Source organism: Curtobacterium flaccumfaciens (assembly GCF_004361695.1).
GTDB lineage: Bacteria > Actinomycetota > Actinomycetes > Actinomycetales > Microbacteriaceae > Curtobacterium > Curtobacterium flaccumfaciens_B.
In genome coordinates, this window is sequence record NZ_SNVW01000006.1 from 41,666 (window position 1) to 56,921 (window position 15,256).

At 72.1% G+C, this 15,256-nt stretch carries 18 protein-coding genes; 10 read left to right on the forward strand and 8 right to left on the reverse strand.

What is annotated here, in order from left to right:
• Positions 1–10: 10 nt before the first annotated feature.
• Positions 11–1,009 (reverse strand): LacI family DNA-binding transcriptional regulator, encoded by a 999-nt coding sequence (locus EDF64_RS10120; RefSeq protein ID WP_243736334.1) that lies wholly within the window; start codon positions 1,007–1,009, stop codon positions 11–13.
• 181 nt (positions 1,010–1,190) lie between these two features.
• Between EDF64_RS10120 and EDF64_RS10125 the strand changes: the two genes are divergently transcribed.
• Genes EDF64_RS10125 through EDF64_RS10140 form a run of 4 tightly spaced genes read left to right on the forward strand, consistent with a single transcriptional unit; the run spans position 1,191 to position 5,467 of the window.
• Positions 1,191–2,210, forward strand: coding sequence for a nucleoside hydrolase (locus tag EDF64_RS10125; protein WP_133519869.1), 1,020 nt, complete (start codon positions 1,191–1,193; stop codon positions 2,208–2,210).
• Positions 2,211–2,215: 5 nt separating this feature from the next.
• Complete coding sequence (locus EDF64_RS10130; RefSeq protein ID WP_133519870.1) at positions 2,216–3,646, forward strand: MFS transporter; 1,431 nt, start codon at positions 2,216–2,218, stop codon at positions 3,644–3,646.
• A complete protein-coding gene (locus tag EDF64_RS10135; RefSeq protein ID WP_133519871.1) occupies positions 3,643–4,500 on the forward strand; it encodes a ribokinase in 858 nt (285 codons plus the stop codon). The genes EDF64_RS10130 and EDF64_RS10135 overlap by 4 nt, the downstream gene beginning before the upstream one ends.
• Before the next feature lie 31 nt (positions 4,501–4,531).
• Positions 4,532–5,467: a Ppx/GppA phosphatase family protein gene (locus EDF64_RS10140; RefSeq protein ID WP_133519872.1), complete on the forward strand. Its 936-nt coding sequence runs from the start codon at positions 4,532–4,534 to the stop codon at positions 5,465–5,467.
• A gap of 4 nt (positions 5,468–5,471) precedes the next feature.
• Here EDF64_RS10140 and EDF64_RS10145 read toward each other — a convergent pair whose 3' ends face one another.
• Both EDF64_RS10145 and EDF64_RS10150 read right to left on the reverse strand, forming a co-directional pair.
• Positions 5,472–6,077 (reverse strand): antibiotic biosynthesis monooxygenase, encoded by a 606-nt coding sequence (locus EDF64_RS10145; RefSeq protein ID WP_133519873.1) that lies wholly within the window; start codon positions 6,075–6,077, stop codon positions 5,472–5,474.
• 71 nt (positions 6,078–6,148) lie between these two features.
• On the reverse strand, positions 6,149–7,177 hold the full coding sequence (locus tag EDF64_RS10150) for a Ku protein (protein ID WP_133519874.1): 1,029 nt from the start codon (positions 7,175–7,177) through the stop codon (positions 6,149–6,151).
• 105 nt (positions 7,178–7,282) lie between these two features.
• On the opposite strand from EDF64_RS10150, the gene EDF64_RS10155 reads away from it, so the two are divergent.
• The 6 genes from EDF64_RS10155 to EDF64_RS10175 all read left to right on the forward strand — a co-directional run bounded on the left by EDF64_RS10155 (position 7,283) and on the right by EDF64_RS10175 (position 12,650).
• The gene (locus tag EDF64_RS10155; RefSeq protein WP_133519875.1) at positions 7,283–8,173 is read left to right on the forward strand and encodes an SDR family oxidoreductase; all 891 of its coding nucleotides are present in this window, start codon (positions 7,283–7,285) and stop codon (positions 8,171–8,173) included.
• Positions 8,170–10,692: an ATP-dependent DNA ligase gene (locus tag EDF64_RS10160; protein ID WP_133519876.1), complete on the forward strand. Its 2,523-nt coding sequence runs from the start codon at positions 8,170–8,172 to the stop codon at positions 10,690–10,692. Before EDF64_RS10155 ends, EDF64_RS10160 begins: the two co-directional genes overlap by 4 nt.
• Positions 10,693–10,827: 135 nt before the next feature.
• A complete protein-coding gene (locus EDF64_RS18200; protein WP_166645681.1) occupies positions 10,828–10,983 on the forward strand; it encodes a hypothetical protein in 156 nt (51 codons plus the stop codon).
• A gap of 235 nt (positions 10,984–11,218) precedes the next feature.
• A complete protein-coding gene (locus EDF64_RS10165) occupies positions 11,219–11,749 on the forward strand; it encodes an RNA polymerase sigma factor (RefSeq protein WP_243736345.1) in 531 nt (176 codons plus the stop codon).
• A complete protein-coding gene (locus EDF64_RS10170; protein ID WP_133519878.1) occupies positions 11,746–12,324 on the forward strand; it encodes a hypothetical protein in 579 nt (192 codons plus the stop codon). The genes EDF64_RS10165 and EDF64_RS10170 overlap by 4 nt, the downstream gene beginning before the upstream one ends.
• Positions 12,321–12,650, forward strand: a complete 330-nt coding sequence (locus EDF64_RS10175) for a hypothetical protein (protein ID WP_133519879.1) — start codon at positions 12,321–12,323, stop codon at positions 12,648–12,650. Before EDF64_RS10170 ends, EDF64_RS10175 begins: the two co-directional genes overlap by 4 nt.
• A 3-nt stretch (positions 12,651–12,653) precedes the next feature.
• Here the strand turns inward: EDF64_RS10175 and EDF64_RS18205 are convergent, their stop codons facing one another.
• The 5 genes from EDF64_RS18205 to EDF64_RS10195 form a co-directional block, all read right to left on the reverse strand.
• Complete coding sequence (locus tag EDF64_RS18205) at positions 12,654–12,830, reverse strand: hypothetical protein (RefSeq protein WP_166645682.1); 177 nt, start codon at positions 12,828–12,830, stop codon at positions 12,654–12,656.
• Between the two features lie 10 nt (positions 12,831–12,840).
• On the reverse strand, positions 12,841–13,824 hold the full coding sequence (locus EDF64_RS10180) for a sugar phosphate isomerase/epimerase family protein (RefSeq protein ID WP_166645683.1): 984 nt from the start codon (positions 13,822–13,824) through the stop codon (positions 12,841–12,843).
• Between the two features lie 158 nt (positions 13,825–13,982).
• Positions 13,983–14,666 (reverse strand): fumarylacetoacetate hydrolase family protein, encoded by a 684-nt coding sequence (locus tag EDF64_RS10185; RefSeq protein ID WP_133519881.1) that lies wholly within the window; start codon positions 14,664–14,666, stop codon positions 13,983–13,985.
• Positions 14,667–14,690: 24 nt separating this feature from the next.
• Positions 14,691–14,903 carry a hypothetical protein gene (locus tag EDF64_RS10190; protein WP_133519882.1) on the reverse strand — a complete coding sequence of 71 codons (213 nt, stop codon included), beginning with the start codon at positions 14,901–14,903 and terminating at the stop codon, positions 14,691–14,693.
• Entirely contained in the window at positions 14,884–15,240 is a 357-nt protein-coding gene (locus EDF64_RS10195; RefSeq protein ID WP_133519883.1) for a hypothetical protein, read from the reverse strand. Before EDF64_RS10195 ends, EDF64_RS10190 begins: the two co-directional genes overlap by 20 nt.
• Between the last annotated feature and the right edge of the window lie 16 nt (positions 15,241–15,256).

Genomic DNA, 15,256 nt, shown 5'->3' on the forward strand with positions numbered 1-15,256 from the left:
TGACCCGGCGCTACGCGCCGGTGCTCGCGCGCGGCACGAGCCGCGTCGGCAGGGCCGCGGGCTCGGCGGCCGTGCCGTCGAGCGTCGCGAGGAGGCGGAGGGCTGCGGCGCGCCCGAGTTCGGCTCCCGGCAGGGCCACGCTCGTCAGGGCGGGCGCGGTGACGGACGACGACGGCAGGTCGTCGAAGCCGGCGACCGCCAGCTCCCCGGGGACGGCGATCCCCAGCCGACCCGCGGTCCGGAGCACGCCGTACGCCAGGGTGTCGGCGGCCGCGACGACGGCGGTGACGTCGTCCTCCTGCCAGGCCTCGATGACGTGCTCGGTGGCCGATGCCGCGGCGTCCACGGTGAGATCGGCGCGCGCCGTGACCTCGGACACCGTGATGCCGGCGGCGGTGCACTCTTGCTCGAAGAGCTCGCGGCGGACGCCGAACGTCGTCGCACGCGAGGTCCCGTCGAGGTACCCGACTCGGCGGTGCCCCTGTTCGTGCAGGTGCGCCACCAGGTCGTGCACGCCGGTGGAGAGGTCGTAGTTGACGGCCTCGAGACCGCCGGGTGCGTCGAGCAGCACCACCGGCACGCTCGCGGACATCGGTTCACCGGCGGCCGGTGCGTCGACGAGGATCCCCGCGGGCCTGAGGCGTTCGAAGCGCCGGACGTCGGCGGCGACGGGCTGGGCGCCCCGCTCGGTGACGGAGAGCACGAGCTGGAACCGGTCGCCGATGGTGTCCCGCACGCCACGGATGACCTCCGCGAAGAACGGGTTCGACAGGTCCGGCGCGACGAGCACGACGAGGTCGCCGCTGCCCCGCGCCAGGGAGCTCGCCGCGTGGTCGACGACGTAGCCGAGCTCCTCGACGGCGTCGCGCACCCGTGAGGCGATGGGTGCGGAGACCCGGCCCCGCTCCTTGCCGTTCACGACGAGGGACACCGTGGCGATGCTCGTGCCCGCACGCTCGGCCACCATCGCGGCGGTCACACGGCGGCCGGGCACGGCGGAGGATGGCACGCTCCGATGCTACCGACGGCGGCCCGCGTGTACCCGCGGCGCGTCGCGCGCTTGACGTCAAACGCTTGACGTGGTTCCATGTCAAACGCTTGACGTGCCGCACCGGGACTTGATCCTCCGACGGTGCGGTCCCCACCACGTCGGGCCCAGACCCCATCCCCGACGAAGTGGAGCACCTCGCGTGTCCGAAGCGAACCAGCCAGCGAAGATCATCCTCGACTGCGACCCCGGCCACGACGACGCCGTCGCCATCCTGCTGGCCCACGGCAACCCGGACATCGAGCTCCTGGCCGTCACCACGGTGGTCGGCAACCAGACGCTGCCGAAGGTCACCCGCAACGCCCTCGCCGTCGCGCGCATCGCCGGGATCACGGGCGTGCCCTTCGCCGCCGGCGCCGACCGTCCGCTCCTCCGCCAGATCGAGGTCGCCCCGTCGATCCACGGTGAGAGCGGCCTGGACGGGCCGATGCTGCCCGAGCCGTCGTTCGCCCTCGACGAGCGGCACGCGGTCGACCTCATCATCGACACCGTCATGGCGCACGAGCCCGGCACCGTCACCCTCGTGCCGACCGGCGGCCTGACGAACATCGCCCTCGCCGCCCGCAAGGAACCCCGCATCGTCGAGCGCGTCAAGCAGGTCGTCCTCATGGGCGGCGGCGTGCACGTCGGCAACTGGAGCCCGGTCGCCGAGTTCAACATCGTCATCGACCCCGAGGCCGCGTCGATCGTCTTCGACGCCGGCTGGGACGTCGTGATGGTCGGTCTCGACCTCACCCACCAGGCACTCGCCACGCCGGAGGTCGCCGCGCGGATCGCCGCCGTCGGCACCGGGCCGGCCGCGTTCGTCGGCGAGCTCCTCGACTTCTTCGGCCAGACCTACAAGGACGCGCAGGGCTTCGACGCCCCGCCGGTGCACGACCCCTGCGCCGTCGCCTACGTCATCGACCCGACCGTCGTCCGCGCCGTGAAGGTGCCGATCCACATCGAGACGCAGGGCACCCTGACCCTCGGCATGACCGTCGCCGACTTCCGCGCCCCCGCGCCGGAGGACTGCCGCACGAGCGCCGCGATGAAGCTCGACCACGCGCGCTTCTGGGACCTCGTCGTCGACGCCCTCGAGCGCATCGGCGAGACCCCCGACACCGGCTGGACCCCGCGCCCCGCCACGACCGCCACGACCACCACCTCGACGGAGATCTGAGCACCATGACCACCACATCGACGAAGAAGTCGATCGGCGCCCTCACCGCCGCGCTCCTCGCCGCCTGCATCGCGTTCCAGCTGAACGCGAGCATGCTCAGCCCCGCCCTCGTCACCATGGCGCGGGAGCTCAACACCGACGACGCGACGATCGGGCTGTCGCAGACGCTGTACTTCACGCTCGCGGCCCTGTTCTCGCTGTTCCTGCCGCGCCTGTCCGACATCGTCGGCCGCAAGCGCGTCCTGCTCGGCATGCTCGCCGTGATGCTCGTCGGCAGCATCGTCGCCGCACTCGCGGTCAACGTGCCGATGCTGTTCACCGGTCGCATCATCCAGGGCGTCACCGGCCCGGTCGTCCCGATCTGCCTGCTCGTGCTCCGCAACGAGATCAGCGACCCGAAGCGCTACGGCGCCGCCCTCGGGCTGCTCACCGCGGTCAACGGCGGCATCGCCGGCGTCGACGCACTCGCCGGTGGCTGGATCGCGACGAACTTCGGCTTCCGAGGCATCTTCTGGGTGATCGCCGTCGTCACGGTGATCGCGCTGGCGCTCGTCGCCGTGTGGGGCGTCGAGTCGAAGCCGTCCGCCGGCACCCGGATGGACTGGATCGGCGTCGTGCCCCTCGTCGTGAGCGTCGGTGCCCTGCTCACCGCCTTCAACGAGGCGGGCAAGCTCGGCGCCGCGAACCCGGTCGTCGTGGTCGGCGGGATCGTCGTCGCCCTCGCCGCGTTCGCCGTGTTCTGGGCCGTCGAGTCGCGCGTGAAGGAACCCCTCGTCGAGACCCGGTTCCTGAAGCGTCGCGGCACGTGGGCGCTCCTCGCCACGACCTTCCTCACGATGACCGGTGTGTTCGCCGTCGTGAACGGCCTCGTCACCAGCCTCGCGCAGAACCACGACGCCGGGTTCGGGATGGAGGCGGACCTCGCCTCGCTCGTGTTCCTCACGCCGTACGCGCTGGTCGGCTGGATCGTCGGACCCTTCGCCGGCCGGCTCGCCCCGACCATCGGGTACCGCGCGGTCCTCCGCGTCGGCCTGATCGGCAGCATCGTCGCGACGCTCCTGATGGCGTTCGTCGGCGTGCACTCGCTGCCCGTGCTCGTCACCGCGACCGTGCTCATCGGCATCACCTACGCCGGCATCGCGAACATCATCCTCAACGGCCTCGGGATCGTCCTGTCGCCGGACTCCAACCCCGGCTTCCTGCCCGGGCTGAACGCCGGTGCGTTCAACCTCGGTGCCGGTGTCAGCTTCGCCGTCCTGCCGGCGCTCCAGATCGCGCTCGGGGTCGGCGGGTCCGCGGGCACCGCCGGCTACTCGGGTGGCATGCTGCTCGGTGCCGCGATCACGATCGGCGCCCTCGCGATGTCGTTCCTCATCCCGCGTCCCTCGAGCGCCGAGACGACCTCGGCCGCCCCGCAGAAGGAGTCCGTCCGTTGAACACCATCGTCGTCGTCGGCTCGCTCAACGCGGACCTCGTGGTCCGCACGGAGCGCTTCCCGAAGCCCGGTGAGACCCTCCAGGGGTCGGACCTGCAGACCCTGCCCGGTGGCAAGTCCGCCAACCAGGCGGTGGCTGCCGGGAGGCTCGGGGGCACCGTGCGCATGATCGGTGCGGTCGGCGACGACGGGAACGGTGCACTGCTCCGCGACTCCGTCGCGGCGGCGGGTGTCGACACGACGCACGTCGCCGTCCGAGAGGGCGTGGCCACCGGCACCGCCGTCATCACGGTCGACGGCGCCGGGGAGAACACGATCGTGATCTCCGGCGGCGCGAACGCCACGCTCACGCCGGCGGACGTCCCCGCCGACGCGTTCGACGGTGCCGCGGTGCTCGGCCTCTGCCTCGAGGTCTCGATCGACGTCGTCCTCGCCGCCGCACGTGCCGCGCACGCCGCCGGCGTCACGGTGCTGACGAACCTGTCACCCTTCGGCGCGGTCCCCGCCGAGCTGCTCGAGCTGACCGACGTCCTGCTCGTGAACGAGCACGAGGCCGCCGAGCTCGGGGACCACGGTGTCCGGCGTTCGATCGTCACCCGGGGCGGCGCGGGCTGCACCGTCCACGACGGCGGCGACGACCCGGTGTCGATCGACGCCGTGCGCGTCGAACCCGTCGACACCACGGGGTGCGGCGACGCGTTCATGGGTGCCGTGGCCCTCCGGCTCGCGGCGGGGGACTCCCTCGTCGACGCGGCCCGGTTCGCCGTGGGTGTCGGGGCGTACGCCGCGACCAAGGTGGGCGCACAGGCCTCGTACCCGACCACCGCGGAACTGGAGCAGTTCCTGCGGGCCTGAGCCGCGCCTCCAGGCCGTTAGCGTTGTCCCCATGCGCGTGGGAGTCCTCGACATCGGTTCCAACACCGGCCACCTGCTGGTGGTCGACGCCCACGGCGGCGCCGCGCCGCTGCCGGCGTCGTCGTTCAAGCAGCCCCTGCGGCTCGCCGAGCACCTCGACGACGCCGGCGCGGTGACGGAGGCCGGGGTCGACGCCCTCACCGCCTTCGTCGCCGACGCCGTCCAGGTCGCCGAGGAACGCGGCTGCGAGGACATGCTCGCCTTCGCGACCTCGGCGGTCCGCGACGCCGTGAACTCCGAGGCGGTGCTCGCCCACGTCGAGGCGTCCACCGGCGTCGAGCTCGCCGTGCTGTCCGGCTCGGACGAGGCGCGGCTCACCTTCCTGGCCGTGCGCCGCTGGTTCGGCTGGTCGGCCGGACGGCTCGCGGTGTTCGACATCGGTGGCGGCTCGCTCGAGATCGCCGGTGGCGGCGACGAGGCGCCGGACGTCGCGTGGTCGATGCCGATCGGTGCCGCACGCCTCGCCCGCTCGTACTTCGCCGCGGGCACGCCCTCCGAGGACGACGTCCGCCGGATCCGGCACGAGATCCGCGTCGAGATCGCCCGCGACGCCGGACTGCTGCTCCGCGCCGGACGCCCCGACCGTGCCGTGGCGACCTCGAAGACGTTCCGCTCGATCGCCCGGATCTGCGGTGCCGCGCCGTCCGGTGCCGGACCGCTCGTGCCGCGTCTGCTCGACGGTGCCGTCCTGCGGGCGAAGCTGCCGTCGCTGCTGTCGATGACGGTCGACGAGCTCGCGACGCTCCCCGGGGTGTCCGCCAGCCGCGCGCACCAGGTCGTCCCGGGGGCGCTCGTCGCCGAGGCGTGCCTCGACATCTTCGACCTGCCCGCGCTGGAGATCTGCCCGTGGGCGCTCCGCGAGGGCGTGATCCTCGGGCGGCTCGACCAGCTGTCGGTGCTCGGCTAGGGCGTCACGCGCTGCGCGGGGGCGCCAGGAGCCACGGCCGGATCAGCTTCGTCACGAACGGCAGCACCCAGAACGTCATGATCGGGGTGAGCACGAGGGTCGTGAGGAGCACCCGGGGCAGGACCGGCAGCGCGCCGAAGGCCGGCACGAGCCAGCCGACCAGGTACGTGAACGCCAGGTTCACCGGGAAGAAGCCGAGCCAGATGCTCACGGCCTGCTTCCAGCGCGGCGGGGCGCTCGACGCCGGGGCGTCCTGCGGTGCGTCGAACCACCCCTCGATCCCGGTCCGCTTCTCGACGCGGTGCTCCACCACGAGGTCACGGCCGAGGTCGAGCCACCGCAGCCGGTCGTCGGAGTTCTCCCACGTGGCCAGTGAGTCGTGGTCGGCGAACCGGTAGAGCATGTGCCACTCGCGGCTCGACGCGTGCGACCGCACCCACCCGGAGCCGAGGAAGCCCGGGTAGCGGTTCGCCAGGTTGACGCCGGACTGCACCCAGCGGGTGACGTCGGGGATGCGGTCGGGTTCGACCAGTCGGGTGATGGAGACGGTGACGGGCGGGCCATCGGTCGCGGGTGGCGACGACAAGGCCCCAGGCTCTTCTGGAGTCATGGGTCCAGTGTCCCGCAGGCGTGTTACCGGCTCGTGTCGGGCGGTTCCGACCCCGTCGTGGGCTCGGGTCGCTAGCTCGCCTGCTTCTTCGCGGCGGGCTTCTTGGCCGGGGCCTTCTTGGCGGGCGCCTTCTTCGCCGGGGTCTTCTTCGTGGTCGACGACGACGAGGACGATGCCTTCGCAGCGGCGGGCTTCTTCGCCGCCGGCTGCTCGTCGTCGTCCTCGGCGGAACCCGACGACGACCGCGAGCCAGAGGACGAACGCGACCCCGTGCCTCCAGTCCGTGACGACGAACCGGACGACGACCGCGACCGCTTCTTGTCCACCGACGCCCGCAGGGCGGCCATCAGGTCGATGACGTCGCCGCCCTCACCCTCGTCGTCGTCCTCCGCGCGCTCCCCGAACGTCTTCTCGGTGTCGACGTCGTCGCCGGCCTCGAGCTTCGCGTCGATGAGCTGCTGCAGCTCCGCCTGGTACTCGTCCGTGTAGCGGTCCGGGTCGAAGTCGGTGGACATGCTGTCGACGAGCGACGACGACATCTTCAGCTCCGTCGCGCTGACCTTCACCGAGGCGTCGAGGGCCGTGAAGTCGGCAGCACGGACCTCGTCGCCCCAGAGCAGGCCCTGCAGCAGGATGACGTCGTCGTTGACCCGGAGGACGCCGAGCCGGGTCTTCTGGCGGAGCGTGAACTGCACGATCGCCAGGCGGTCGGTCTTCGCCAGGGTCTCGCGGAGCAGCACGTACGCCTTGGGGGAGCGGGAGTCCGGCTCGAGGTAGTACGACTTCTCGAACATCATCGGGTCGACCTGCTCGACGGGCACGAACTCGAGGACCTCGATCTCGTGCGACTGCTCCTCCGGCAGCTGCTTGAAGTCGTCGGCGGTGAGCACCACGGTCTTCTCGCCGTCGTCGTAGGCACGCTGGATGTCGGCGTACTCGACCTCGTGCCCGAACTCGCACACCCGCTTGTACCGGATCCGACCCTTGTCCTCGTCGTGGACCTGGTGCAGGGAGACGTCGTGGGTCTCGGTCGCGGCGTAGACCTTGATCGGCACGTTGACCAGCCCGAACGCGATGGAGCCCTTCCAGATCGACCTCATGCGCTCATGATGCCCGTCCGTGCACAGGAGCGCTCGCAGTCGCGGGTTCTCCACAGATCCGACTTCGCTGGACCGGCCCGCGGGCGGAACGAGCACGATGGGCCCATGAGCCAGCTCGACAAGCAGGATCCGCGCGACCAGTTCCCCCGCCCGCCGTTCCCCGCGCAGACGCAGCAGGGCTCCGGGCTGGCCAGCGCGATGGACCCGGCCCCCGACCACGGCGAGACGAGCTACCTCGGCACGGGCCGGATGCCCGGCTACCGGGTGCTCGTCACCGGCGCGGACTCCGGCATCGGTCGTGCTGCGGCGATCGCGATGGCGAAGGAGGGCGCGGACGTCGCCCTGAACGCCCTGCCCGAGGAACGCGAGGACCTCGAAGCCGTCCGCGACGTCGTCGGCGACCTCGGCCGCAAGGCGGTGCTGCTGCCGGGCGACCTCACCGACGAGGCGTTCTGCGACGTGCTGGTGCGCGACGCCGTCAGCGAGCTCGGCGGGCTCGACGCGCTCGTCCTGGTGGCGGGGCACCAGCAGGTGCACGAGGACATCACCCGACAGAGCACCGAGGACTTCGACCGGACGATGAAGGTCAACCTCTACTCGCTGTTCTGGCTGGTCCGGGCCGCCGTGCCGCACATGGCGCCGGGCAGCGCGATCGTGACCACCAGCTCGGTCTCGGCGTACCAGCCGCAGGACCGGATGATCGACTACGCGGCGACGAAGGCCGCGATCATCACGTACACGAACGGGCTGGCCCGACAGCTCGCGTCGCGGGGCATCCGCGCGAACACGGTCGTGCCGGGCCCGGTGTGGACGCCCCTGCAGCCGATCAGCTACCCCGGTGACGAGATCGCCGCGTACGGGCAGGACACCCCGTTCGGCCGGCCCGCGCAGCCGGTGGAACTCGGCGGCGCGTACGTCTACCTGGCCGGGCCGGAGTCCTCGTACACGTCCGGCTCGACCCTCACCGTGGCGGGAGCGACCGGGGTGGCGTTGTGAGTCCCGCATCGCGCAAGACCGTCGTGCTGGTCGGCGACCGGCGACTCGCGCTCACCAACACCGACAAGGTGCTCTACCCGGAGACCGGCACGACCAAGGGCCGCGTGATCGAATACTACGAGCGGGTGGCGCCGTGGATGATCCCGCACGTGAAGGACCGGCCGGTGACCCGGAAGCGCTGGGCGAACGGCGTCGAGGGCAAGGTCTTCTTCGAGAAGAACCTGCCCGACTCGGCGCCCGACTGGGTCCGGCACCACACCATCCACCACTCCGAGCACGACAACGAGTACCCGATCGTCGACGACCTGCCGACGCTGGTCTGGATGGCGCAGCAGGCCGCCCTCGAACTGCACGTGCCGCAGTGGCGCTTCGGTCCCCGGGGTGCGCAGCAGAACCCGGACCGGCTCGTGCTCGACCTCGACCCCGGCGACGGCGTCGGCCTGCCGGAGTGCGTCGAGGTGGCGGTCGCCGCGCGTGAGGTCCTGCACGGCATGGGCCTCGACCCGTACCCGGTGACCTCCGGCTCGAAGGGCATCCACCTCTACGCCGCCCTCGACGGGAAGGCCACCACCACGCAGGTGTCCGAGGTCGCGCACGAACTCGCGAAGTCGCTCGAACAGGACCTGCCGGACCTCGTGCTGTCGTCGATGAGCCGGGCTGAGCGGACGGGCAAGGTCTTCGTCGACTGGTCGCAGAACAACGGGAACAAGACGACGATCGCCCCGTACTCCCTGCGCGGCCGCGAACGGCCGACGGTCGCCGCACCCCGCACCTGGAAGGAGCTCGAGGAACGCGGGCTCGCCCAGCTCACGTTGGACGAGGTGCTCGAACGCCTGGAGGCCCGTGGCGACTTCCTGCACCCGGTCGCCTCCGCCTCGTTGGCCGTCGGACGACCGGACCACGGTCACTGGGACAGCGACCGGACCCAGCGCGCGAACGACGCGGAGCAGCCCGGGCGGGACCGCCTCGCGGCCTACCGTGCGAAGCGCGACGCCTCGAAGACACCGGAGCCGGTCCCCGAGGACGCTCCGACGGTCCGGAGGGACGGCACCCCGACGTTCGTCATCCAGGAGCACCACGCGACCCGGGACCACTACGACTTCCGGCTGGAGCACGAGGGCGTGCTCGTCAGCTGGGCGCTGCCGAAGGGCGAGCCGACCGACCCGGGGAAGAACCACCTGGCGGTGCAGACCGAGGACCACCCGCTCGAGTACGGCGCGTTCGAGGGCACGATCCCGAAGGACGAGTACGGCGGCGGCACGGTCACGATCTGGGACGACGGCACGTACGAGCTCGAGAAGTGGCGCGAGGGCGAAGAGGTCATCGTCACGCTGCACGGTCGGACCGGTGGCGCTCGCCGTCTGGCGCTCCTGCACACCAGGGGGCGCGGACGCGGGCGCGAGGGCGACGCGAAGAACTGGCTCATCCACCGCACCAAGGACCAGCCGGACCGCCTGGCAGAAGGGGGCGACGGGGCGGCGGCGAGCCGTGCCTCCCGGCCGTCGACCGCACCACGGGACGGACAGGAGCGCATCGAGGGGGCCGCGGCCGCGGACACCGCGCCCTCGGAGCGCCGGACGATGCAGGCCTCCCTGGCGAAGGGCGAACCCGTCCTCGACCCGGCCGACTGGGCGTTCGAGATGAAGTGGGACGGCATCCGTGCCCTCTGCACCGTGCGGGACGGCTCGGTGACCCTGCGCAGCCGCAACGACAACGACCTCACCGACCAGTACCCGGAGCTCCAGGAGCTCGGCGAACGAGCGGGCGTCGACGGGGTGTTCGACGGCGAGATCGTGGCGCTCGACGACCGCGGTCGACCGTCGTTCCAGCTGCTGCAGAACCGGATGGGGCTCACGAAGCACCGCGAGGTCGAAGCGGCCCGCGCGCAGACCCCGGTCCGCCTGCTGCTCTTCGACGTGCTCGAGGCAGACGGACACGAGCTGACCCGGCTCGGGTACGACGCCCGGCGCCAGGCGCTGGAGACGGTCGTCGAACCCGGCGGCGCGATCGACGTCCCCGCCGCGTACCAGGGCGACCTGGCGCGGGCGATGGCGGACTCGAAGGAGCAGGGGCTCGAGGGCGTGGTCGCGAAGAAGCGGTCGTCGAAGTACGCCGAAGGGCGTCGGTCCGAGGCGTGGTTGAAGCTCAAGCACCACGCCACGCAAGAGGTCGTGGTGGGTGGCTGGAAGCCCGGCAGCGGTCGACGTGCCGGCGGTGTCGGCTCCCTGCTGCTCGGTGTGCCCGGCCCGGACGGACTCGAGTACGTCGGCAAGGTCGGCACCGGGTTCCGCGACCGCGACCTCGACGAGATCGGTGCCACGCTCGGTGCGCTGGAGCGGAAGACCTCGCCGTTCGTCGACGTCCCGCGGCCCGATGCCCGTGACGCGCACTGGGTGACGCCGAAGCGGGTCGGCGAGGTCGAGTTCGCCGAGTGGACCTCCGACGGCCGGTTGCGGCAGCCGTCGTGGCGAGGGTGGAGGGTGGACAAGGACCCGTCGGACGTCGTTCGCGAAGGCTGAGCATGCGTCCGCATCGGGTCCGCCCCAGGCGAACTTCCGTCCCCCGTTCCGACACCGTCCGGGGGACGATTCCGTGCCGTCCGCCCGCGATGCCGCCACGGCCTGTTACGTTCGCCGGGACGAAAGGGCGTGAGCATGAGCGCGAGCAAGTACCTGCCCCCGTTCACCACGGAGGAGCGCGGCACGATCGCTGCGGACCCGTCGGTGCAGATGCCGGTCGACCCGGGCGCGGTGCTGTCCGAGCCCGAGGTCACCTACGCGGACTTCCTCGGCGACGAGGTCGACGAGTAGGAGAAGGCGACCCGTGCGCCGGATCAGGGAACGCACGGGCCGCCGTCAGAGCGCCGCGACCGGCCGTTCAGGGATGACCGGCCGCGACGCGCTCTGCGCCAGCAGCGAGCGATGCTCCTGGCAGGCACGTACAGAAGACGTGACGAACGACCGGTTCGTCACGTCCGGACCCGGAATTCCCCCGCCGGGCTGACCTGAGGAGCAGACCCTGAGCGACGCTGACGCCCTGGCGTCCCTGTCGGACGCCTCCCTCGTCGAACGCAGCGCCGACGGTGACACCGTCGCGTTCGGTGTGCTCATCCGCCGGTACGGCCCGCACATGCGGGCCTACGCGGCCCGCATCCTCGGTCACGGGGACGGCGAGGCGGACGACGCCGTGCAGGAGGCCGCGCTGCAGGCCTGGCAGCGCATCGACCGGGTCGACGATCCGGACCGGGTGCGCAACTGGCTGTTCCGCATCGCCGCCAACAAGGCGCTCGACCGTCTCCGACGTCGTCACCCCCACCTCGACCTGGAGGCAGTGGCCGAGTCCTCAGACGACCGTCCGGTCGACGAGGTGGTCGCGACACGGCTCCAGGTCCAGGAACTCGCGCGTATCGTGCAGGCTCTCCCCGATGCACCGCGTGCGGTGTGGGTGATGCGGGAGATCGGCGGGGCGTCGTACGCCGAGATCGCCGAGGCGACGGGGATGTCGCAGGCGACGGTGCGGGGGGTCCTGGCACGTGCGCGTCGACGAGTACTCGAGCAGATGGAGGGGTGGCGATGACCGACGACGAACGCTTCGGTGCCTTCACCCTCGAGGAGCTCTCCGACTACCTCGACGCCGGGCGGCACCCGGTCCGACCGGACATCGAGGGCGACCCGGAGGCACGCGCTGCACTCGGCCGACTCGAGAGCCTGCGGACGGCCTCACTCGACCTGCTCGACGCCGACGTGTCCGGCGCGGACGACTCCTGGATCGCCGGTGTCCTCACCTCGATCCGGACGACGGCGCACGCGGGACGGGACATTCCGGTGCCCGACGACGACCCGTCCTCGACGCTCGTCGTGACCGAAGGGGCGCTCCGTGGACTCGTGCGGGCACTCGGCGACGACGTCCCCGGGCTGGTCGTCCGCCGCACGCGCATCACGGGCGACGTCACGGTGCCGGGTGGCGCGGTGGACGTCGAGGTCACGGTCGCGGTGACCGCCGACGGGCCCGTCCACGCCCGGACGGAAGCGCTGCACGTGGCGGTCGCGGTCGCCCTCGGCGCGCACGCGCCGTTCGCCGTGCAGTCGGTCGTGGTGCGGGTGGTCGACCTCATCGACCCCACCGAACCCAGCCACGGAGGAGACGCATGATCGCCGACACCCGGACCCTGTCCCGCCGGCTGACCGAGGTCGCGCTCGCCGTGCCGGGCGTCCGGTCCGTGCTGCCGCCGGGTCCGAAGCTCGCCACGCTCGTGCGGGACGTCCGGACCGTGCTCGACCTGCCGCGGGACGGCGGCGCGGTGCTCGTGCAGGACCAGCCGGGCGGTGCACGCATCCGCGTGGTCGTCACCACCGGACGCGCCGTCCCCACGGTGGCGCTGCTGCGGGACGTGCGCGACGCAGTCGTGCGGGCCGCGGTGGACGCCCTGGGTCAGCGACCGGCGGACGTCACCGTGCGGGTCGTCGAGATCGACTGAGCCTCAGGCAGCGGGTGCGGGGCCGTCGGCGGGCTCCGCGTCGTCGGGGACGGGGAGGTCCTCCGCGATGAGCTCGTCCTCGTCCGGCTCCGCCACTTCCGCCGCTGCCGCCTTCGCCTCGTCGATGGCCTCCTGCGAGCGGCGGAGGAGGCCGTCGTCGTGTGCTGCGTGGTCCGTCATGGGGCCGACGTTACGCGGGAGTGCCTGTGTCGGCATCCCGTCGGCGGACGCCGTGCGCGCCGTCCTGTCGGGCGTCCGGACCCTGCGCCGGAGGCTCGAAGTCGACGGCCGACGTCGGCGCGGGAGTGGTCGGCATCGCCGGAGCCGCCGGTGTGCCGTACGCGTCCGCGGCGTCGAGCACGGCACGGGTGGCAGCGGCCGCGGTGCGCAGGGCGTCCTCGAGCGGCATCGCCCGGTGCGCCGCCGTCCGGACCTCGACGCCCCACGGTTCGTCGTGGCCGAGGTCCCGCACGGTGCGGATGAACCCCGGCAGGTCCCATGCCCCGGCACCCGGCAGGTAGCGGGCCTCGCGGGACTCCTCGGACAGGGTCATCCCCGACGGGGTGTGCAGCAGCCCGTCGCTGAGCTCGACCGCTGCGAGCGTGTTCGACGCCACGCCCTGCTGGATCGACGCGAGCGTGGACCCGCCGCGGAGGGCGTGCATGGCGTCGACGAGCAGCCCGCCGTTCGGGTGCCCGGCCGCGGCGACGAACCGGGAGGCCCGCTCGACCGTCGGCAGATTGGACCACGGCTCCGGCTCGAGCACCAGCTGGGCGCCGACCTTCGCGGCCTGTCCGGCGAGGTCGACCCAGTCGTCGACCATGGCGGCGGGGGAGATCCCGGGGAGCGTCGTGTCGGCCCGGGTGACGACCTGCCACGCGCCGAGCATCGCGGCGGCCTCCAGAACGACGCCGCGATCCGCCTCTTGGTCGGGCGTCCGGTTCGCGCACGTCCACCAGCGTTCGAGCGGCCCGAGCTGCACCCAGACGATGCCGGCACCGTCGAGCACCCGGCGGAGTGCGGCGAAGCCGATGGTCGCCCGGACCTCGTGGAGGTCACCGAGCGAGAGCGACAGTCCTGCGAAGCCGGCGGCCCCGACGGCGCGGATGCGCTCGTCGATCGGTGCGGTGCCAGCCCAGGTCCAGGACGTCGCGAGCAGGTCGTGTTCCTGCACGGCACACCTCCGTTGTCCGGACACGTCCACACGCCCCGTCGCGCCCGGTGTGTCCCCTTGGTCAGACGCCGCCGTTCCCCCAGCAGCGTCGAGACATTGCTACCCGCTGCGCCTGCGAGCGCTCCCAGCACGGGGACACACCCGTGAAACGCAGGTGATCAGACGATGCGCGTCCGGACCGAGCCGACGCCCGCGATCGTGCCGTCGAGGACGTCTCCCCGTTCGAGGACACCGACCCCCTCGGGCGTTCCCGTCATCAGGAGGTCGCCCGGTGCGAGTGCCACGAACCGCGACAGCTCGGCGATCGTCTCCGCCACCGACCAGATCTGGTCGGCCAGGTCGCCGGACTGTCGGAGGGCACCGTTCACCCGGAGCTCGATCGCGCCCACGGTCGGGTCGACGTCGGCCGCCGGGACGATCACGCCGACAGGTGCCGAGGCGTCGAACCCCTTTGCGGTGTCCCACGGCCGACCGAGCCGCTTCGCCTCGGCCTGCAGGTCGCGGCGGGTCAGGTCGATGCCGACGGCGTAGCCCCACACGTGCGTGAGGGCGTCGTCCACCGTGATCTCGCTGCCGCCGGTCCCGATCGCCACGACCAGCTCGACCTCGTGCTCGAGCTGCTCCGTCATCGTCGGGTACGGGGTGTCGGTGTCATCCGGCACCACGGCGTCGGCCGGCTTCGTGAAGAAGAACGGCGGTTCGCGGTCCGGGTCGTGTCCCATCTCGCGCGCGTGCGCGGCGTAGTTGCGGCCCACGCAGAACACCCGACGGACGGGGAAGCGCCCGCCCGTCGATGTCGGGACAGTGGACGGGGTCGGCGCCGGGAGCACGAGATCGGTCACCCGTCCAGCGTGGCACGCCGCCGGTCAGTCCGCGAAGGACGCCTCTTCGCGGAGCTTCCGTGCGCGGGCCCGCTCCTGCCGTTCGCGCCACTCGATCCGCATCTGCTCGAGTTCCTCCTCAGCGCCCTGGGCGCGGAGGATCGGCCCGTAGTGCGCGCTGGCGAGCAGCCGTGCGGTGGTGAGTTCGCGGAGTTCGAGTCGCCGTTTGAACTCCTGGTCACCCATCTTCGAGATCATCGCCGTTCCCTTCGTTCGTCTTGTCGCCCGGTGCCTGCTGCGCGGAGAACCGCTCGAGCGCGTGGAACATCCACGTGTCGTCCTCGGTCGTCCACGTACGGGTCACGAGGGCAGCGGCCATCACGGACGCGGCGGCGCGACCCGAGTCGTCGTCCGACGTCGCTCGGTCGGCGACCCACGACCAACGCTGCCACCACATGTCCCGGTGCCCCAAGAACTCTGTATTCCGCCGTGCTGCGCGCCCCTCGCGCACCGTGACGACCAGCGCCGCGACCGCGCCGCACGCACCGATCGCCGAGATGACTGCGCCGGTCACCGCGGCCCATGTTCCGTCCATGCCGCAACCCTCGCGC

Bases quoted from the DNA above. Each gene is read 5' to 3' on its own strand.
- EDF64_RS10195 (WP_133519883.1), bottom strand. From the start codon at position 15,240: ATGGACGGAACATGGGCCGCGGTGACCGGCGCAGTCATCTCGGCGATC.
- EDF64_RS10190 (WP_133519882.1), bottom strand. From the start codon at position 14,903: ATGATCTCGAAGATGGGTGACCAGGAGTTCAAACGGCGACTCGAACTC.
- EDF64_RS10170 (WP_133519878.1), top strand. From the start codon at position 11,746: ATGACCGACGACGAACGCTTCGGTGCCTTCACCCTCGAGGAGCTCTCC.
- EDF64_RS18200 (WP_166645681.1), top strand. From the start codon at position 10,828: ATGAGCGCGAGCAAGTACCTGCCCCCGTTCACCACGGAGGAGCGCGGC.
- EDF64_RS10130 (WP_133519870.1), top strand. From the start codon at position 2,216: ATGACCACCACATCGACGAAGAAGTCGATCGGCGCCCTCACCGCCGCG.
- EDF64_RS10145 (WP_133519873.1), bottom strand. From the start codon at position 6,077: ATGACTCCAGAAGAGCCTGGGGCCTTGTCGTCGCCACCCGCGACCGAT.
- EDF64_RS10140 (WP_133519872.1), top strand. From the start codon at position 4,532: ATGCGCGTGGGAGTCCTCGACATCGGTTCCAACACCGGCCACCTGCTG.
- EDF64_RS10150 (WP_133519874.1), bottom strand. From the start codon at position 7,177: ATGAGGTCGATCTGGAAGGGCTCCATCGCGTTCGGGCTGGTCAACGTG.
- EDF64_RS18205 (WP_166645682.1), bottom strand. From the start codon at position 12,830: ATGACGGACCACGCAGCACACGACGACGGCCTCCTCCGCCGCTCGCAG.
- EDF64_RS10155 (WP_133519875.1), top strand. From the start codon at position 7,283: ATGAGCCAGCTCGACAAGCAGGATCCGCGCGACCAGTTCCCCCGCCCG.
- EDF64_RS10175 (WP_133519879.1), top strand. From the start codon at position 12,321: ATGATCGCCGACACCCGGACCCTGTCCCGCCGGCTGACCGAGGTCGCG.